The following is an 18,480-nucleotide window of genomic DNA, read 5'->3' as shown; positions in this document are numbered from 1 at the left end:
GACACGGAATCAGAAAATATCCAGCTCGGGTCCCGGCTGGTGTGCGGCTTCGTCTTCACCGGATTCTGCCGCGAAGGAGGCTTCCTCCTGGCGGGGTTCATCGGTGGAATCCGCTTCTTCGCGGGCGCCCCAGGAATGATCCTGCCCGGCCTCGGGGGTCCCCAAGGGTTCCGGGGCTTCTTCCCCGGAGGGAGTCTCGCCGTTGTCACCGGAGGGGCCGTCGTCACCGGAGGGGAAGTCGGCTGAATCGGTCGGGGCTGATTCTTCCTGTGCTTCCTCCCGGGGCTCCGGGTTTGAAGGGGGCTGGTTCGAAGCGTCCTGGTCCGAAGGAAGATCTACTTCGACCTGGCGGGCCTCGGTTCCTTCCTCTCCCAGCGTGTCTTCTACCTCGTCCAGGCGCTGAAGCGCGCTGAGGATTCCCGCCTCGATCTCTTCCTGGCTGGAGGCGTAACCTTCAAGGCGAGCCTCAAGGTCGGATACCCGGTCCTGATACGTCTGGAGTTCTTCATGGAGGATCGTGTTTTCCTCCTGCAACTCGCCTACTCGGGCAATTACCTTTTGTACACGCTGTTCCAAGAGACGAACCTGTTCAATTTTTATCATGGGATCCTTTCCGGTTATCCTGCGGGGGCCGCGCTCAGCCGTCGAGCTGAGCGCGAGATGCAGATACGAGCTGGTTGAAAGCGTCGCGGTCCTCGATAGCCAGGTTCGAGAGAGCCTTGCGGTCCATCTGGATGTCGGCCTTGCGGAGCCCCTCCATAAAACGGGAGTAGCTCATGCCCTCGGCGCGACAGGCTGCGCTGATCCGGGTGATCCAGAGCCGGCGGAAATCCCTCTTGCGGGCCTTTCTGTCCCGGTAGGCGTAGGCCAGTGATTTGGAGAGGGCGTCCTTGGCGGTGCGGAAAGCGTTCTTTCTGCGGCCCCAGTAGCCTTTCGTCTGGGATGTAATCTTCTTGCGACGATCCTTTCGTCGCGTTCCGTCTACTGCTCGTGGCATGGTATTTCTTCCTCTTTTCTCTCAGGTCTCTCGGGTTTGACCGGGCTCAGCCCTTGCCCAGAAGGGCCCGGGCCCGTTTTTCTTCGGCCGGACTCAGGATCCCGCCCTTTCGCAGATGGCGCTTGCGCTTTGTCGACTTCTTGGTCAGGATGTGGCGCAACCCCTGCTTTTTGTACTTTACCTTACCGCTCCCCGTCAGGGAGAAGCGTTTCGCCGCGGCGCGACGGGTCTTCATTTTTGGCATCTCATGCTCCTGATCGTTTATTTTGCCCTGGATCCCGGTGAAAGAATCATCGACATGAACCGCCCCTCCATCATGGGTCTTCGGTCAACCACGTGAGGTGTGTCGAGCAACTCGAGAATCCGGTCGAGGACGAGTTTTCCCCGATCGGTATGAGCGAGCTCTCTTCCCCGGAAGCGGATCGTCACCTTGACCTTGGAGCCGTGCTCCAGAAACTCCTTGATCTGGCGGGTCTTGAACTCAAGATCGTGAATTTCGATCTTGGGCTGCATTCTGACCTCTTTCAGCTTCAGGAGCTTCTGTTTCTTTCGGGAATCCCGGGCGTTTTTCTCCTGTTCAAACTTGAACTTTCCATAATCAAGTATTTTACAAACCGGAGGTTTTGCCTGGGGCGCAACCTCGACCAGGTCAATCCCCTGGTCTCGCGCCATTTTCAGCGCCTCAATGGTAGGGACAATTCCCAACTGTTGTCCGTCGCTTCCTACCAGTCGAACCTCTCGCACCTTGATCGCTTCGTTGGTGCGTAAATCTTGTTTGGCCAATATACCTCCCGCAATGTGAATGCTTGATTACTGGTCAGAAACCATAGCATTGCCCGGGAAAAGAGTCAAATCCTTGGAGAGAAGTGAGGTAAATATTTCACGTGTTTCGGCGGCCCCGGGGAGCGCCTGCCCGGGAAGGCGGCTGAATCCACTGCGATCTGCCCCGNCCAGCCCCGAACCAGGNCGATTTTGCGACCCGGCTGNATCACTCCGTGCCGGATCGGTCTGTGCCGGCAATAAGGCAGCAGACGTCCGTGGCGAGGAGGTTTGGAAGAACCGGCGGTACCGGTTTCCCCCGGTGGAGAAAGAGCTCCCTGATGATACGGATCTGTTTTTCCCGGCAGAGCTCGCGGAAGTCCCGGTGGGTAAAGAAGTGGATGTTGGGCGTGTTGTACCAGCTGTAGGGAATGTTGCGGTTCACGGGCATCCTCCCNCCCAGGCCGAGCTGGAGNCGGTTCAGGAGGTAGGCGAAATTGGGNTANTTCACGATNCCCTGGCGGCCCACGCGGATCATNTCCTCCAGAAGATGGGCCGGGTCGCGGACCTGCTGGAGGGTCCGGCTGAGGATAACGTAATCGTANCTCCCCGAAGGGTGGTCCTTCAGGCCCTCGTCGAGATCGCCGTGAAAGACGCTGATTCCCTTCCTGATGCACTCCTGGATNGAGCGGTCGTCGATATCGACACCGCGACCGATCACCTGTTTCTCCAGGGCCAGCCGTTTCAGGAGGGTCCCGTCGTCGCAGCCCANGTCCAGTACGGTCGACCCCGGCTCTACCATGCCGATGATATGGTCAAAGACGCTCACGGTGCTCCTCCTTCGAGAAAGGCGCTGATCAGGTCGCGTTGCAGTTGCGATTCCAGGAGAAACGAGTCGTGGCCGTAGGGGCTGTTGATCTCGTTGAAGGAGACATCCTTGCCGGCCCGGGCCAGGGCGTAGACGATCTCCTTGGACTGCTCCGTGGGAAAGAGCCAGTCCGAGGAGTAGGAGAGGACCAGAAAGCGGCTGTTGGTGNGGCCCAGGGCCGCCTCCAGGCCGCCCCGGGACGCACCGGCGTCGTAGTAGTCCAGGGCCTTGGAGAGATAGATGTAGCTGTTCGCGTCAAAGCGGTCCACGAATTTTTCCCCCTGGTGTTCGAGGTAGCTCTCCACGGCAAACTGGTCCTGAAAATCGAGCCGCCGTTCCTGCTGACCCGGTTCCCGTTGGTCCGGTTCCTGCTGGTCCGGCTCCTGCAGCCGTCGGCCGAACTTCCGGCGCATCGATTCCGACGAGAGATAGGTGATGTGCCCCACCATGCGGGCGATAGCGAGGCCCCGCGAGGGCTGGGGGCCGTCGTAGTAGTTCCCCTCGTTCCAGTTGGGGTCCGAGGTGATGGCGTTCCGGCCCACGGCGTTAAAGGCGATCCCCTGCGCTCCCAGACGGTGGGTAGAGGCCAGAAGAATGGTCTGGCGTGACATCCCGGGATACCGTATGGCCCATTCCAGGGCTTGCATGCCTCCCATGGACCCCCCCGCCGTGGCGTGGAGCTGTTGTATTCCCATCTGCTGCAGGAGCTGGTGCTGAACCGCCACCATGTCACCGATGGTGACAACGGGGAAGGTCATGGCCCAGGGCGTTCCCGTGGNCGGGTTGATCGAGCCGGGGCCGGTTGTTCCCCGGCACCCTCCCAGGACGTTGGAGCAGATCACGAAAAACCTGTTCGTGTCGAAGGCCCCTCCGGGACGGACCATGTCGTCCCACCAGCCGGGGTGGCGGTCCCGGGGGGTGTGGAGGCCCGCCGCGTGGGCGTCGCCACTGAAGGCGTGGAGGAGGAGGATCGCGTTGCTGCGTTCGGAGTTCAGGGTCCCGTAGGTCTCGTACTGAACCACCACCTCGGGCAGGGTCTTCCCCCCCTCCAGGGGGAATCCGCCGGGAGGAAGGTCGAGCTGAATGGTCCGGGGAGAAACCAGACCGTTGGGTGATTGCGCCACATCGCCTCCTTGCATTCTCGTGCCAAGAACCTACTTCCTTGCTTGTCTTCTGTGCAAGAGGAATGATACCGTAGTGACCGTTATGGTGATCTTTCTTCTTCTATCGGTGCCTTTGGGGGCCGTTGCAGCGGGGCTGCTTTTGGCTGATCGGGTCTCGCCCGGTGATCCCCCTTCGGCCGATCTGCGATATCTCCTGGTCCGCTACGCGCTCCTGCCGGGAATTTTTCTGTTCGTGGCGATGTTCCTGGTTCGCATGGCGGTGCAGTGGGGGATCTCCTACCACTATACCCCGGCGGGGCTCTTTCTTTATCACCTGNTAATGGACTATGCCCTGTGGACCGTTCTGGCCACGGCAGGGGCCTGGGTTGTCGTTCGTCGTGTCCCCGATACGGCCTGTCGCGACAGATACCTGCTGTATCTTGGTTTTTTTGCAACGGTCTTCTTTCTTGCCGGTGCGACCGAGGTGATTCTCCACGACGGGTTCTGGACCGTGTATCCCCTGGTGGTCCTCCCCCTTTTCAGGCTGGGGATCGTTCTGGTGATGCCTCTGGTTCTCGCGTTGGGGCTGGGCCGGGAGGGTGATCTCCGGCTCTGGGCGGTTCCGCTGGTCTATCTTCCTGCGGTGACGCTGGCGGCGGTCCTCTTCGAGTGGCTGCGGCCGCTTCTGGCCCTGGTGGTGGTCTTTCTTGTGCTGGCCCTTACGGGAGGAGTGCTGTATGGACTCTTCTTCCGCGACGCCTTCAGGAGAGGCTAGGCGCTCCGGTCCGGGAGGGGTGGTTCTGCTCCTCCTGGTTCTTCTTTTTGCGGGATGCACCAGGGCCGATCTCCATGTGCCTCGGGCCTTTCAGGATTCTCCCCTCGGGGAGGACCTCGCCCGGGAACTCCGCCGCAGCGGGCGGGCCCTGCGGGTTCATTCCGGCTGGAGTGAGGAATCCGGCCAGGGGGCGTCTCTTCGGGGCCGGTTCTTCCCGCCGGGTCCGCGTCTCTTTTTCCTTCCCTTCTCGTTCCTCCCCGTCCCTGATATCGCCTCCCCGGAGCTTCGCCGAGAGCTGGTCCNGGGGACGCTCTTTTTCCGGGGCGGCTCCGACAGTGAAGCATCGGGGAGTAAAGCAGGAGAAGCAGAAAAAGCGGGAGATCGCGCCGGGAGAGTTCTGCTCGTTCCCGATCCCGACCGCCTGGAGGCCNTGGGGAAGGCCCTTATGTGGTTGCAGAGGGAGCATCAGGCGCCTCCTCTGGTGGTGGTGCGGAACAGGAAAGAGCTCTCCCGGCGGAAGAAGGAGCTCTTCCTGACCTTCGGGTCGGTCTTCGGGAACGTTTCCGGCAGCGAGACCCGTGACGGAGGAGATGACCATGACGCAGAAGATAACCATGACGCAGGAGAGGCCGATTCCCGTGAGGTGGTCTTCGTTCTGGAGNAGGATTACGACCCGGCCCGTGCCGCCAGGGAAATTCTGGGAAGGGCACTGCCCGAGACGGCTCGTTCCGGGATNGCCTCCACGCGGGGAATCTTGCTACTGGGCGGCGCGGAATCTCCCGGGGTTCTGGATCACCTCTCCCGGGGTCTTTCCGGGGTGGAGGGCGCGCGACCCCTGGTGGTGGCAGAGAGCGTCTTTCGCGCTACCGGTGCGCGGCTGCGGCAGGCGGGGGTTGCCCTGGACGGGGCGGTGGTGCTGGATCTGGCGGGAGCTCTGAAATCGGGAACTCCCGAAGAGACTGCCGCCGGAAGCAGCGTCTCTGAGAGTCCCGCCCCTGGAGGCAGCACTCCCGAAAGAATTACCTCCGAAAAAAGCGTCAAAATGATTTACGTCCCCTCGGTCTTCGTCCGATACTGACCGTAAGGGTCAAAAGTACTGACCAGAGGGGTCATATGTTGACTGTAAGGGGCTGTTTTGGCCAGACGGGCTTGTCTCGAGGGAGCAAGACTGTTTGACAAAGCAGGGAGGGCATTCCTATAATGCCCTAGGGTGGTGAAAATCTCTTCCCTCTGGTGAGATACAAGATAATGCGGTAAGGAGTAGATACATGAGTACAGGTCGCCTGCTCGGTTTTAGCCTTGTCGTTGCGCTGCTGGTGCCCACACTATCGTTTGCGCAACAGCAGGCAACGACCAACTTTCAGACAATCGTGATAGAGGACTTCGACACTCCCGGGGAGAGCCCCTGGATCGTACGGGCAGGAAAGTTCATCTCCGAGGGCTTCCCTCGGGTGTCCTTTGTCCGGACCTTTCCCGAAGCGCTCTATCGGCGCGAGCCCGAAGGACGGGAACTGCGCGCCCTGGGTGTCCAGGCGGCTTTTGATCGTCAGGGGTACAACTTTCTGGAGTTTATCCCCGTTGCGCCCGGTGATGAGGGGGAGCCCGAGCCCCGGGGGATTCCCATTCCCGGGAGNGTCCGCTTTCTCGATATGTGGGTCTGGGGCTCGAACTTCGATTACTACATGGATATCCATCTCCGGGACTACCGGGGAATGGTTCACGTGCTCAAGCTGGGTGATATCAACTACCGGGGCTGGAGAAACCTCCGCGTAGAGATTCCCACCTGGATCCCCCAGGATTCACGGTACATGGTAGAGATCCGTGGCGGAGATATCGTCTCGGACCTGCGGGGGCTCGAACTCGTCAAGATCGTGCTCTGGACCCGTCCCCGGGAGCGGGTAAACGGCTTCTTTGTGTACCTGGACGAGATCAAGGTGGAGACCGATCTGTATCGCGATCCCTTTGACGGAGAAGATCTCCGCGATCCCGATTTTGTTCGGGACATGTGGGCTGAAGGCGAGGGGATGTAAGCGATGAATAAGACAAAACTGCTTGTTGGTGTACTGTTCTGTAGCCTGGTGTGGGGGGCGGTTGCCCAGGAAACCCTTCCTGACCCCGCCGGGATCGGTGTCGATGCTGCACAGCAGAATCTCCAGGAGATCTCGATCGACCGCTTCGAGGACCCCGGCTTCTGGATTCCCTCGGTGGCGGCCGATGTGGGCGTCATCATGCATCGCCGTGTCGCGGGTGGTCCCGCTGACAAGGAGCCCATCCCCGCTGAGGTGGAGGCGGGGATCGAGGTCGTCGACGACTACGTGATCGGTGTCCGTACCGATTTCTACCGTCGGGGATCGGCTACCATTTCCTTGCGTCCCGTACGCCCCCTGGCGGTTCCCGGAATCGTCAAGACCCTTTCGGTTTGGGTGGTGGGTCGTAATTTCAACCACGAGTTGAGCATCGTTATCGAGGATTATTTCGGAAACGTGAACGTCCTTCCCATGGGGCGGCTGAATTTTAGTGGCTGGAAGCAGCTGACCGTGGCGGTACCCCCCTCGGTTGTGCAGCGGAACCCCCATTACAACACCGAGACGGGGATCAGGATTCGGGGCTTTGTGATCAACACCTTCATCCCCGAGACCTACGGCACCTACTACGTCTACTTTGACGATCTCCGGGCCGTAACCGATCTCTTTGGTGAAGAGAGCCGTGATCCCGACGACATGGTGGATAACTGGTGATCTTCGGTGAGCCACGCGGTACAGAAGAGCCTCTCCGGGGGCTCTTTTTTTTGGTCTCCTTTCTGATTCAGGAGGCAGGCCCGTGCCGTCGGGATGTATTGCCGCCAGGAGGCAGGCCCGTGCCGTCGGGATGTATTGCCGCCAGGAGGCAGGCCCGTGCCACCGGGATGTATCGCCCCGAGGGGGGCCAGAGGAGGGAGTTGTGAAGCACCGGTATGATTCTTCCGACAGCGCCTTCCGGTTTTTGCGGGAGGCCTATTTTTTCCGGAATCTCTCCGATGAGTTGCTGGGAGAGATCCTCTCGGCCTGCGAGAAGGAGCAGTTTGCCGGTGGAACAACGGTCTTTCGTGAGGGTGAGCAGGGGGACTGTCTTTTCATCGTCATGGCTGGTTCCGTAGAGGTCTGGAAGCACCACGGCTTACCGGGGGCAAATCTTCTGGCCGAGTACGGCCCGGGCCGGTTTTTCGGGGAGATGGCCCTTGTGGACAGCCTCCCCCGCAGTGCCACGGCGGTCACCACGGGGCCTGCAGAGTTGCTTTCCCTTTCCCGGGGGATCTTTCAGGGGCTGGTGGAGCGCTTTCCCCGGCTGGCCCTGGCGGTGATGCGCTCCCTCTCGGCGATCGTTCGCGAGAGCAACGANAGCTTTGTGGCGGATCTGAATCGCCGCAACCAGGAGCTCTCCCGGGCCTACGCACAGCTCGAGCGGGCGCAGCAGGAGATTCTCCATCACGAACGGCTCTCCAACCTGGGCAAGATGTCCGACATGATCCTGCACGATATCCGCAACCCCGTGGCGGTTCTGAAGGGCTACGCCTCCATGCTGGAACACGTGGCCGACGATCCCGACAGGGTCCGTGATTTTGCACACCGTGTATCCCGGGAGGCAGAACGGCTTTCGCATATGGCAGGAGAGCTCCTGGACTACACCCGGGGCGAGGTGCGTCTGGATATGTCGGTGGTTGCTCCCTCGCAGGTGGTTTCCGAGGCGCTTTCCTGCGGGGAAGAATATTTCCGGACCTCCGGTGTTACCGTGAAAACCTTCATCGAGGAGGATGCCCCCATCGTGGTAGATTTCCACAGAATGGTGCGGGCCCTCCTGAATCTTCTGGATAACGCCAGGAAGGCCTGCAGATCGGGCGGAGCGATAGAGATCCGGGTCCTGCGCCGGGAGCAGCGGTCCGTGACCTTCGAGGTGGAAGACAACGGCGTNGGAATGGCTCCCGATGTTCTGGACCGGGTCTTCGAACCCTTTTTTACCCGCTCTGCAGGGGGAACGGGNCTGGGGATGGTGGTGGTAAAGAATGTTGTCGAAGCCCACGGAGGGATCCTTCAGATTCGGTCGAGAGAGCAGGAAGGATCCTGCGTCACGATCACCCTCCCCGGGACGTATTGAGAGGCGCTTCGCCCAGGAGAGNTTCCAGATTCNCCGCGANCTGGCGAACCAGGTCCTGCAGGTGCTGGCCCCGGAGGTCTGCCACGGTGGCGTAGGTGAAGGCCACCATGGCGGGGTGGTTGAGCCGNCCCCGATGGGGGTGGGGGGAGAGAAAGGGGGCGTCCGTTTCGAGGAGTAGCCGGTCTGCGGGGACGCGCAGCAGGGCCTCGCGGAGCTCCCGGGCNGAAGGGAAGGTGATGTTCCCGGCAAAGCTGATATACATACCCTCATCGAGGAAGGCCGCTACCCGGTCGGGGGGTGAACTGAAGCAGTGCATGATCCCTCCCCGGGGAAGATCTGCTTTCCTGAGAGCCTCCAGGCAGTCCTGGTCAGCTTCCCGATTGTGTACGATCACCGGCAGNTTATGACTCGACGCCAGGGAGAGCTGGGCCTGGAAGATCTCCTGCTGCCGTTCCCGGGGTGCGTAGGCGCGGTACCAGTCCAGGCCGGTCTCTCCCAGGGCGGAGAAGGTGCCTTCCGAGAGGTTGCGCCCGATCAGATCCAGGGCATCGCGCCAGTCCTGTCGTCCCGATGCGACCGGATGGAGGCCGCAGGAGCGGTAGAGGCCGGGGTAATGCGCTGGCAGATCACCGGTTTTGGCGGTATCTTCGGGAGTGATCGCCACATCCACCAGNGGCCCCATCCCGTGGCGGGCCAGCTCCTCCAGGAGTTTTCGGGGATCGATNCCCTGGTCTGCCAGGGCCTGGCTGTGGAANTGGCTGTCGATCATGCCCGGTATCCAGGCGGTTTCGCCGGTGATCCGGGCCATGTCCAGGCTGGTTTTCTTCGTCACGGCCCCAGTATTCCCTATCCCCCATCCTTCGGCAACCACCAGGGGAGGCTTCCTGTCAAGACTCGATTGAAATGTCCCCGCTCTGAACTCATGTAAAATGCCCCTTTTTTTTGGCTATGCGGAGAGGCCCTCCTGCCCGGACGATGATCGGTGAATCTTTCTGCGCCAGGGCCTGGAACGGGATATTTTCCGGGCAGATAAAGCAATCCTTCGGCAACCACCAGGGGAGGCTTCCTGTCAAGACTCGATTGAAATGTCCCCGCTCTGAACTCATGTAAAATGCCCCTTTTTTTTGGCTATGCGGAGAGGCCCTCCTGCCCGGACGATGATCGGTGAATCTTTCTGCGCCAGGGCCTGGAACGGGATATTTTCCGGGCAGATAAAGCAATCCTTCGGCAACCACCAGGGGAGGCTTCCTGTCAAGACTCGATTGAAATGTCCCCGCTCTGAACTCATGTAAAATGCCCCCTTTTTTTGGCTATGCGGAGAGGCCCTCCTGCCCGGACGATGATCGGTGAATCTTCCTGCACCAGGGCCTGGAACGGGATATTTTCCGGGCAGACAAAGCAAAAAGACCGATCGAGGCGTACCGTCCTGTAAACCGGAAGGCAGGAGGAACAATGAATCGCGTCTCTCGAGGAAGTATTTTTTTTGCGATCCTGATCGCAGGTGGTCTTCTTTTGGCGGGGTGTCCCACACCCTTTGAATCGGGTGGTTCCGGGNGNACTCCGTCACCAGCGCCCCCGGGNGGGGCCGTGACGGTCTCGGTGGTCTCCCCCGTCCGGGGCAGCACGATTCTCCCCGGAACGGATATGGAGATCGAGNTCTATCGTGTTCNCGTGAACGGGCCNGGTTCTGCCCGGGAAGCGACTGTTGACGCATCCCGGGAATCGGTAACCTTCCAGGACNTGCNGCCGGGNCAGTGGCTGGTCACGGTTCAGGCCTNGAACCCCGACGGGACGATTATCGCCTCCGGTTCAAAAGAGGTGGTGGTTGAATCGGGAAAGACCGCCCGGGCCGATGTGACGGTGGTCCCCCTGGATGGAGAGGGAACGCTGACCCTCTCCGTGAGCTGGCCGGGAGCGACTCTGGATGACCCGCGTATCGAGGCCTTTCTTGCTCCGCAGGGTGGGGAGGAAGAGGATATCTCCGATTTCTTCGTGATGAATGAAGATGATTCCGGGGTATCCTATAGTGGCCACTGGAGGGCTGGATACTACTGGCTGAACTTTTCCCTGCGGGACGGCGATGTACTGGTCTGGCCNCTGAATGTGGGCGTGCGTATCATCGAGAAAGGCGTCTCGTCGGCCGACTTCCCCCTGACGGAGGATGATTTTGTTGAAACCGGATCGGGAACCCTTCCCTCCGGGGCGGTGATGGTAGAGATCGGCTCGGATCTGAACAACCCCTATTCGATAGATCTCTCCGGTCTGTGGCCGGCTATCGATCAGGGCGAGGAGATGGTTCTGGAGATGACTCTCAATCCCGATTCAGAACCCGACGAGATACGGTGGTACCTCAACGGCCATGTCATACCGGGAGAGTCGGGGCGGACCCTCAGGATCGGACCAGGGGGAATAGATGAGTCCCCCGGAAGGCACTGGATCTCCGTTGCCGCCAGTCGGGGCACGATGCTCGCCTCCCGGCGGGAGCGGTTCGAGATCAGGCCTGCCGGACCCCCTCCCGTCCTTGATGAAGTGGAGTTTCGGGAGATGGTGGCTGTTCCCCCGGGANCCTTCTTTCAGGAGGCNGGCCGCGGCCAGGNTGGGTTCGAACACACCCTCTCGAGCTACNAGATAGCCCGCTACCAGGTAACCTACGAGCTCTGGTACACCGTCAGGCGCTGGGGAGAGCAGAACGGATACCACTTTGTCAGCCCCGGNCGGGAGGGGAGCCGGGGNCGTGTCGGGGGCTCTCCCACAGCGGCGGGACGGCACGAACCGGTAACCGGCATCAGCTGGCGCGACGCNCTGGTCTGGATGAACGCCTACAGCGAGAGTTCCGGGTTGAGTCCCGTGTACTATACCGATCGGGAACGCCGGGTTCCGATCAGGACCTCCCAAGCCCAGGAGTCCCTCAAGACAAAGCCGGGATCGATCGATAATCCCTTCCTGGANCGATCAGCCAGGGGGTACCGGTTGCCCACCGAGGGCGAGTGGCAGTACGCGGCGAGCTATCGCGACGGAACGGACTGGACTCCCCCTGATTACGCCTCGGGCGCGACGGCCGACTATACCGATGAAGCTGCGACAGGTGAGGTCGCCTGGTACGGACCGAACAGCGATACCGGAGAGGGGCCCGGAACCCAGCGTGTGGGAAAGAAGAGGGCAAACGATCTGGGTATTCATGATATGAACGGGAACGCCCGCGAGTGGCTTTGGGACTGGAGTGGGGCGTACCCCGGCGAGGACAGACACGACTACACCGGGGTGGCAGAGGCGGACTATCGTGTCTTGCGCGGAGGCGGCTGGAACGATGAGGCCCCCGTCACGGTGTCCCGCCGGTACGACGATGCNCCCTGGGAGGCCGGAGACTACGGGCTTCGGCCAGCCCGAACGGTGGAGACCGTCTACGGTGTGGGTGATTTTGGCCCCGCCGGTGGATGGATCGTCTACGTCGATGAGAATGATGATTTCAGCTGGACCTATCTCGAGGTTGCCCCGGTCCGGACGGAGTGGTCGGGAAAACCCTGGGGAGGTCATGGGACGGAGGTGGGCTCCTGTGCCCGAGGTACGTCGGTTGGGACGGGGGCGGCTAACACCGCCGCGATCAGGGAAGCCTTTGGGGATTCAGAGCCGCGCAATGACAGGGCCGATTACGCTGCAAGAATTGCCGATGACCTGGTTGTAGAGCGCCACGGCGACAGCTTCAGCGACTGGTTTCTGCCTTCCCGGGATGAGCTGGATCTGATGTACAGGAATCTTCATTCCCGGGGGCTGGGAGGGTTTGGCGATGTGATCTACTGGAGTTCCTCCGAGGAGGGCAGTATCGACGCCTGGCGCCAGAGTTTTGGCGATGGCTCCCGGGAGATCCTCGGCAAGAGCCAGCTCCGGCGGGTGCGGGCCCTGCGGGCCTTCTGAGAGGTGGGGCGGACGCACCACCGCCGGATTCGAACTCACGCCGGATTCGGACTCAGGGAGAGCTGGTGTTTATTCCACCCTGAACTTCTCCAGCTCCTGGTTCAGGGCCAGGATGCTCTCCCTGGTGGTGCTGCTCAGTTCCCGGGCTGTCTGTACGGCCCGGGCGATCTCCTCGGCCCCCTGGGCGACGGTCTCGATTCCCCGGGTAACTTCCCGGGTGACCGTGCCCAGATGCCTGCTCTCGCTGATCACCTCGTTGCTCCCCTTCGTGATTTCCTCGGCTCCGGACTGGACCTGGGAGGTGATCTCGTTGAGAAGTCCGATGGCGCGAAGTATTTCCTGGCTTCCTGCGCTCTGCTCGTCCATGGCGTTGCGTATACCTGCNTCCCGTTCCGACACTTTCTGTATCCGCTGGTCGATGTCGGAAAACTGCAGGAGCACCGCCTCGGTGGCGCCTGCGCTGAGAGCCACCGATTCCTTGATTTTTTTTAACTCGCTGGAGATCATTTTTGCCTGCTTTGCCGAAGACTCGGCCAGGTTCCGGATCTCCTGGGCCACCACGGCAAAACCCGCCCCCGATTCGCCGGCGTGGGCCGCCTCGATCGCCGCGTTCATGGAGAGGAGGTTCGTCTGGCGCGCGATATCGCCGATGACGGAGCTTATCTTGATCAGGCTCTCCGAGTCCTGCGAGACCTTGCGTATCTGCTCCGCCACGGAGGTGAGATCCTGGCGCCCTTTTTCCGAGGCCCCGATGAGGAGATTCACGTTCTCGGCGTTCTTCCCGAGGTTGGTGGTGACCGACGATATATTTGCCAGCATCTCTTCCACGGCTGAAGAGGACTGGGTCACGCTGGCGGCCTGCTCGTCGATGCGCTCCTTCAGGGTCGTGATTGTCCTGGTGATCTGTTCCATGGTGGAGGTGGTTTCCTCGACGTTCGATGCCTGGTCGTGGGTCCTGGTCCTGATCTCCTGCAGGGTCGTACTGGCTGCCCGGGCTGCGGCTGAAGACTCCTCCATGTTTGCGGCAAGATCATCGCCGGCGGTTTGCAGCACCCGGGACTGGGATTTGATTCCCACGATCAGACTCTGCACCTTTTTCAGGGTCTCGTTGAAGTGAGTGGCCATCTCCGATAGCTCATCGTTGCTGTTGACCTCTATGCGCTGGGTGAGATCCCCCGCCCCCCGGGATATTTCCTGGAGCAGGAGGACCGTCTTCTTGATGGGTGAGGCTATGCGCCGGTTCATGACGAAGCCCAGGAGGGGGATTGAGCCCGCCAGGACAGCCAGGGCGAGGAGGATCCCCCGGGCCAGACTCCGGGTCACCGGAGCGGTGAGATGCGCCAGGGGTGTATCCAGGGCGATGACCAGCCCTGTCGAGGCGATGGGGGCGTAGACCACCAGGGCGTTTCCTTCTTCGAAGAGGGCCTCCTCCTGTTCCCCGGGGCTACGGGAGAAGGGCTGCGTGTCGACACGGCTCCCGTCGCTGCTCGCGATGGCCTGGCCTTCCCGGGAGAGCAGGGTAAGGGTATATTCCGAGATGAGGTCTATCTCTATCCGGGAAAAATAATCGGTCAGTTCTTCCAGCCCGATATCGATGGTGACAACGCCGGTTTTCTGCTGCCCCTGCATCAGGGCCGATGTGGCGGTGATCATGGGGACTCCCGTAAGGGCATCCTCGTAGAGATCGCTCCAGACGACGGCCTGCCCGGTGGCAATCCCGTCGTTCCGGTACCAGTCGAACCGGGTGTGGTCGTTTTCTTCGTTGCTGTAATCCCAGGTGAGGAGGATCTCATCCCCCTCCCTGTACCAGAAGGGGCCGAAAAATTTCTCTCCCGGGATCGTGTAATATTCGAGCCAGTATCCGCCCCCGACGATCAGATTCCGTGCGGCGATCTGGGTCCTGCTGATCGTCTCCAGTGTCCCGAGGTCTTCGAAGCCCAGCTCGTTGATGATCGCAGCGTATTGCTCGGTGAGCGTCTCCACGGGGGCAAAGATCGTCCCGTAGACGTTGTAGGCCTCTTTCTGGATCTCGTGAAAGAGGCTGGACCGGATTGTCCTGAGGCTTTGCCGGTAGTGGTCGGGGAAGATTCCTGCCAGGAGCAGAATGGTCATGGCGAGAAAGATTCCCCCCGCCAGGGAGACGATTCGAACGGTCATGCTGGTACGACGCTTCAAGGTGATCCTCCTTGCGCGATTGTCGGAGTGCGGACTGTCTGGCGATGGGGGGCGCTACTCCCGGTGTGCCGTCTCTTCCCCATCCCTTCCTTTTCAGGGTAACACAGGGCTGATGATTTTTCCTGCAGAAGTGTTTTTTTGCAGGGGGATTTCCCTGGGGAGTAATCCCGGAGAAACTGCGCCGGGGAAAAATTTCCGGAGTGTGGCGTGTAAAGACGGTTTTCCGCAAAAAAGGGCGTATACTGTCTGGATGGAACGCGAGCGACGCAAGAGCCCCCGCTACCGGCTTCGGCAACTGATACGGCTTGGTTTTGGCAAGGAGACCTTTATCCCGTCCCGGGGAACAGACATCAGTACCGCCGGAATCGGCTGCCAGGTCGATGAGCCCCTCGATCTCTACAGCCGGGTNTACCTGATGCTTCAGTTGGGCGATGACGATTCCACTCCGCCGATTCAGGGCGAGGGAGTGGTCCTGCGCTGTAACCCCCGCGAGGCGGGGGGCTACGACGTGGGAATCGAGTTCACCGAGGTTCTCGATTTCGATCTGGACAAGATCGCGGCGTTTCTGGACGCTGCCGACTAGACCAGGAGCGCCACCGCCTCGATCTCGATCGCCGCATCCTTTGGGAGGCGGGCCACCTCAACGCAGGATCGGGCCGGGGGGGTAGCCCCGAAATATTCCTGGTAGATCTGGTTCATCGCCCCGAACTGCTCCAGATCTTTCAGGAACACCGTGACCTTGACGGTCTGTTCCAGCGATGCGCCGCCTGCCTCCAGGACCGCTTTCAGGTTCTCCAGAGCCTGCCGGGTCTGGTCCTGGATATCGGGGGAGGTGATCGTCATGGTGGCGGGGTCCAGGGGAAGCTGGCCCGAGGTATACAAGAAATCACCCGCTCGCAGGGCNTGCGAGTAGGGGCCTATGGCAGCGGGGGCCTTCGGGGTTGTGATCGCCTGGTATTTCATGGTTCTCTGCTTATCCTCACTTTCGGGCTCTTCTGTCCGCGTCTATCAGGGTATCCTGAGGGACGGTGATCCTGCAATACGCTCCGAACTGCCGGGAGGAAGAGAAATGATCGGGGAAGAGAACAGAGGGTACCTGCGTTTCCGCCAGGACGATCTGGAGATTATCACCACCACCCGGGAAGCGGGGACCCTGCTCTACCGTGCAGGCCAGGCCGGTGTGGACCATGCCACAGCTGGCGGTGCTGCCNTTGACGATACCGTGGTCGACGAAAACTACCGGCGTCTGGGAGAGACCCTGGGGATTCCCCGGGAAAGGATGGTTCGCGTGGTTCTGGACCATGGATGTGCCATCTTCGAGGCAGACCGTTCGGCTGGGGGGGAGGGGGTCTCTTCCGATCGCCAGAATCTGGGGGGCTTCGACGCACTGGTCACCGGGGAGCGAAACCTGTATCTGGGGATCACCACGGCCGATTGCTTCCCGGTGATTCTGGCGGACCGCCAGAGGGGGCTGGTGGGGCTCGCTCACTGCGGATGGAGGGGGATCGCGCTTCGCCTGGAGGCTCTGCTTTTCCGGAAAATGCTCTCCCTGGGCGCGCAGCCCCGGGATATTAGAGCGGTCTACGGGCCGGGTATTTGTCCCGATTGCTACGTCCAGAAAGATCCTCTTCTGAAGCGGGTCTTTCGGGATGATCTGGGCTGTCCCTCGGCGGTGATCCTTCGACGCGATGGCTGCTACGGGATCGATTTGAAGGAGGCTTCCCGGAAGAATCTCCTGGAGGCGGGGTTCCCGGGGGAGATTCTGGAGACGGGCATCTGCAACGCCTGCGACCCCCGGTTCTTTTCGGTTCGCCGCGAGGGGGCCGGGACGGGGAGGATGCTCACCCTGGCGGCGCTCCGGGGGCCCGGCGGGTCCGGGGCGCCGCGCTCTGCCCGGTAGCCCCGGGGAATCTACTGATTCCGGCAGGGCCGGGTATCCCGGGGGGCCAGAGCCTCCACCTTGGGCTGGATAACCAGCCGGCAATAGCTGGCGCGGGGGTTTTTCCGGTAATAATCGTGATGATAATCTTCGGCCGGGAAAAACTGTTCCAGTGCCACGATCTGGGTTACCCCGGGACCCCGGGAGGAATTCGCTGTGTTCCACCGTTTCAGCGAGGCCTCGGCCTGGTGCCGCTGGTCCTGGCTGGTATAGAGAATGATCGATCTGTACTGGGGGCCCCTGTCCTCTCCCTGGCGATTCAGGGTGGTCGGATCATGGGCCTTCCAGAATGTTTCCAGCAGTCCGGTGTAGCTGATTACCTGGGGGTCGAAGGTGATTCGCACCACTTCGGCGTGGCCGGTATCGCCACGGCAGACTTCCTGATAGGTGGGGTCCGGATGTGTTCCTCCCGCGTAACCCGGTTCTGCCCGGAGAACTCCCGGAAGGCGCTGGAAGATCGCCTCGAGGCACCAGAAACAGCCTCCTCCAAGAATCGCCGTGTCGGTGGTCCGGGTTGTTTCCCGGGGTTCGTCCCTTGGGGTTTCGTAATCCATGGTCTCCTTCTTTCTCTGTCGGGATTTCTCTGTCTGGATTTCTCCATCGGGCTTCCTCCGTTGGGGCCCGGGCCGATTCGATCCGGTCAGGGGTGTTCCCCGCAGTGGTTCCTGGTGTATAAAATATCGTCCCGGCGCCTTCGGGTCGAGAAAATTCTCGCTCTTCGGGCTTCCGGGGCGCGCTTCCTCTCCCCCTCTTGTTCCCGGGCCTGTCCAACGTGGCAGTGAGGGGCCCGATCGGCAGGGAAGGGGTAAAGGACAGAGGTGAGCGCGTCGGGATTCATGTTTTTAGGAGTAACGCCTGTGAACGTAATGCATATTACCCTCGCCGGGGCGGTGATAAACTGTCTGCTTGGCGGTGCCAAGATTACCCTGGGAATTCTTGCGGGAAGCCGGGCNCTCGTGGCAGACGGTATCCACTCTCTTTCCGATCTGATCACCGATGGCGCGGTCCTCCTGGGGCTGCAGGCAGCGAGCCGTCCTCCCGACGATAATCACGCCTTCGGCCACGGCCGGTACGAGACGGTGAGTGCCCTTTTTGTGGGTGTGCTTCTGGCCGGGGCGGGGGCAGGGATNGGNTGGGACGCNTTGCAGACCACTCTGGAGAGCTTGNGGGGGACTATTCCTCCTCCCCCGCGCCTCTACGCTGCGGGGGCGGCCCTCTTTTCCATCCTCGTGAAGGAGGGGCTGTATCAGGTAACGCGCCGGGCCGGGATCGCTTCGGGCAGCCCTGCCGTGACGGCCAACGCCTGGCACCACCGCTCGGATGCGCTCTCGTCGCTGGCAGCCTTCGCGGGGATCGTCGCGGCCGTTCTGCTGGGACCTTCCTGGCGGGTGATGGACTCCCTGGCGGCGGCCCTGGTGGCAGTTCTGATCNTCGGTGTGGGGGTAAAGACCGTCGTGGTGGCACTCCGGGAGATGACCGACCTGGCCCTTCCGCCCGANGAGTGCCAGCGCATTCTCGANGATGTGGCGGCCGTTCCGGGGGTGAGCGACCCCCACAACCTCAAGACCCGCAGATTGGGTACCACCGTGGCTGTGGAGGTTCACTTTCGCGTGGATGGCTCAATTACCGTCGATGCGGGGCACCTGATCGCCACCACCGTGGAGGCCCGGATCAAGGAGCGGTTTGGCCCGGACACCCGGGTGATTACCCACGTGGAGCCCTGGAAACCGCTCATCCTGCCCTGAGAGGGAGACGTCCTGAGAGGGAGACGCCTTGACAGGCTGACGCCCTGACAGGCTGACGCCCCTGACAGGGGGTGGC

Annotated in this window: 17 protein-coding genes; 7 read left to right on the top strand and 10 right to left on the bottom strand. The window is 61.3% G+C overall.

What is annotated here, in order from left to right:
* Window positions 1-9: 9 nt before the first annotated feature.
* From B071_RS18235 to metX, 6 genes are all read right to left on the bottom strand, one after another.
* Window positions 10-603, bottom strand: coding sequence for a cell division protein ZapB (locus B071_RS18235; protein ID WP_018525878.1), 594 nt, complete (start codon window positions 601-603; stop codon window positions 10-12).
* A gap of 34 nt (window positions 604-637) precedes the next feature.
* The gene (rplT, locus tag B071_RS0104310) at window positions 638-997 is read right to left on the bottom strand and encodes a 50S ribosomal protein L20 (RefSeq protein ID WP_018525877.1); all 360 of its coding nucleotides are present in this window, start codon (window positions 995-997) and stop codon (window positions 638-640) included.
* Between the two features lie 46 nt (window positions 998-1,043).
* Window positions 1,044-1,241, bottom strand: coding sequence for a 50S ribosomal protein L35 (rpmI, locus tag B071_RS0104305; RefSeq protein ID WP_018525876.1), 198 nt, complete (start codon window positions 1,239-1,241; stop codon window positions 1,044-1,046).
* Between the two features lie 17 nt (window positions 1,242-1,258).
* Window positions 1,259-1,780 carry a translation initiation factor IF-3 gene (infC, locus tag B071_RS0104300; protein ID WP_018525875.1) on the bottom strand — a complete coding sequence of 174 codons (522 nt, stop codon included), beginning with the start codon at window positions 1,778-1,780 and terminating at the stop codon, window positions 1,259-1,261.
* Between the two features lie 205 nt (window positions 1,781-1,985).
* Window positions 1,986-2,585 carry a methionine biosynthesis protein MetW gene (gene metW / locus B071_RS15900; RefSeq protein ID WP_018525874.1) on the bottom strand — a complete coding sequence of 200 codons (600 nt, stop codon included), beginning with the start codon at window positions 2,583-2,585 and terminating at the stop codon, window positions 1,986-1,988.
* Window positions 2,582-3,763, bottom strand: a complete 1,182-nt coding sequence (metX, locus tag B071_RS0104290) for a homoserine O-acetyltransferase MetX (RefSeq protein WP_040587341.1) — start codon at window positions 3,761-3,763, stop codon at window positions 2,582-2,584. Before metX ends, metW begins: the two co-directional genes overlap by 4 nt.
* Window positions 3,764-5,770: 2,007 nt before the next feature.
* On the opposite strand from metX, the gene B071_RS0104275 reads away from it, so the two are divergent.
* The 3 genes from B071_RS0104275 (at window position 5,771) to B071_RS0104265 (ending at window position 8,633) form a co-directional block, all read left to right on the top strand.
* A complete protein-coding gene (locus B071_RS0104275; RefSeq protein WP_018525870.1) occupies window positions 5,771-6,532 on the top strand; it encodes a flagellar filament outer layer protein FlaA in 762 nt (253 codons plus the stop codon).
* 3 nt (window positions 6,533-6,535) lie between these two features.
* On the top strand, window positions 6,536-7,240 hold the full coding sequence (locus B071_RS0104270; RefSeq protein WP_018525869.1) for a flagellar filament outer layer protein FlaA: 705 nt from the start codon (window positions 6,536-6,538) through the stop codon (window positions 7,238-7,240).
* Window positions 7,241-7,370: 130 nt separating this feature from the next.
* Window positions 7,371-8,633, top strand: coding sequence for an ATP-binding protein (locus B071_RS0104265; RefSeq protein WP_083914470.1), 1,263 nt, complete (start codon window positions 7,371-7,373; stop codon window positions 8,631-8,633).
* Here B071_RS0104265 and B071_RS15895 read toward each other — a convergent pair.
* Window positions 8,611-9,402: a TatD family hydrolase gene (locus B071_RS15895; protein ID WP_438829563.1), complete on the bottom strand. Its 792-nt coding sequence runs from the start codon at window positions 9,400-9,402 to the stop codon at window positions 8,611-8,613. The two genes, B071_RS0104265 and B071_RS15895, sit on opposite strands and share 23 nt — an antisense overlap.
* A gap of 683 nt (window positions 9,403-10,085) precedes the next feature.
* Between B071_RS15895 and B071_RS18230 the strand changes: the two genes are divergently transcribed.
* The gene (locus B071_RS18230) at window positions 10,086-12,545 is read left to right on the top strand and encodes an SUMF1/EgtB/PvdO family nonheme iron enzyme (RefSeq protein ID WP_083914467.1); all 2,460 of its coding nucleotides are present in this window, start codon (window positions 10,086-10,088) and stop codon (window positions 12,543-12,545) included.
* 69 nt (window positions 12,546-12,614) lie between these two features.
* On the opposite strand, the gene B071_RS18225 is transcribed toward B071_RS18230, so the two are convergent.
* A complete protein-coding gene (locus tag B071_RS18225) occupies window positions 12,615-14,657 on the bottom strand; it encodes a methyl-accepting chemotaxis protein (RefSeq protein ID WP_438829562.1) in 2,043 nt (680 codons plus the stop codon).
* Between B071_RS18225 and B071_RS20445 the strand changes: the two genes are divergently transcribed.
* On the top strand, window positions 14,650-15,303 hold the full coding sequence (locus B071_RS20445) for a PilZ domain-containing protein (protein WP_083914483.1): 654 nt from the start codon (window positions 14,650-14,652) through the stop codon (window positions 15,301-15,303). The two genes, B071_RS18225 and B071_RS20445, sit on opposite strands and share 8 nt — an antisense overlap.
* Here B071_RS20445 and B071_RS0104240 read toward each other — a convergent pair.
* Complete coding sequence (locus B071_RS0104240; RefSeq protein WP_026244969.1) at window positions 15,300-15,683, bottom strand: RidA family protein; 384 nt, start codon at window positions 15,681-15,683, stop codon at window positions 15,300-15,302. The genes B071_RS20445 and B071_RS0104240 overlap by 4 nt on opposite strands.
* Between B071_RS0104240 and B071_RS18220 the strand changes: the two genes are divergently transcribed.
* On the top strand, window positions 15,640-16,620 hold the full coding sequence (locus B071_RS18220) for a purine nucleoside phosphorylase YfiH/LACC1 family protein (RefSeq protein WP_018525862.1): 981 nt from the start codon (window positions 15,640-15,642) through the stop codon (window positions 16,618-16,620). The genes B071_RS0104240 and B071_RS18220 overlap by 44 nt on opposite strands.
* Window positions 16,621-16,631: 11 nt before the next feature.
* Here B071_RS18220 and msrA read toward each other — a convergent pair whose 3' ends face one another.
* Window positions 16,632-17,213, bottom strand: coding sequence for a peptide-methionine (S)-S-oxide reductase MsrA (msrA, locus tag B071_RS0104230; RefSeq protein ID WP_018525861.1), 582 nt, complete (start codon window positions 17,211-17,213; stop codon window positions 16,632-16,634).
* Between the two features lie 282 nt (window positions 17,214-17,495).
* Between msrA and B071_RS0104225 the strand changes: the two genes are divergently transcribed.
* Window positions 17,496-18,404, top strand: coding sequence for a cation diffusion facilitator family transporter (locus tag B071_RS0104225; RefSeq protein ID WP_026244967.1), 909 nt, complete (start codon window positions 17,496-17,498; stop codon window positions 18,402-18,404).
* Window positions 18,405-18,480 lie beyond the last annotated feature (76 nt).

Origin of the sequence: Alkalispirochaeta alkalica DSM 8900, assembly GCF_000373545.1 — a bacterium.
In the GTDB taxonomy this organism is placed as follows: domain Bacteria; phylum Spirochaetota; class Spirochaetia; order DSM-27196; family Alkalispirochaetaceae; genus Alkalispirochaeta; species Alkalispirochaeta alkalica.
The sequence above is the reverse complement of the archived record's forward strand: the minus strand, read 5'-3'. Positions and strand labels throughout refer to the sequence as shown.

Bases quoted from the DNA above. Each gene is read 5' to 3' on its own strand.
- B071_RS18235 (WP_018525878.1), bottom strand. From the start codon at position 603: ATGATAAAAATTGAACAGGTTCGTCTCTTGGAACAGCGTGTACAAAAG.
- rplT (WP_018525877.1), bottom strand. From the start codon at position 997: ATGCCACGAGCAGTAGACGGAACGCGACGAAAGGATCGTCGCAAGAAG.
- rpmI (WP_018525876.1), bottom strand. From the start codon at position 1,241: ATGCCAAAAATGAAGACCCGTCGCGCCGCGGCGAAACGCTTCTCCCTG.
- B071_RS0104270 (WP_018525869.1), top strand. From the start codon at position 6,536: ATGAATAAGACAAAACTGCTTGTTGGTGTACTGTTCTGTAGCCTGGTG.
- msrA (WP_018525861.1), bottom strand. From the start codon at position 17,213: ATGGATTACGAAACCCCAAGGGACGAACCCCGGGAAACAACCCGGACC.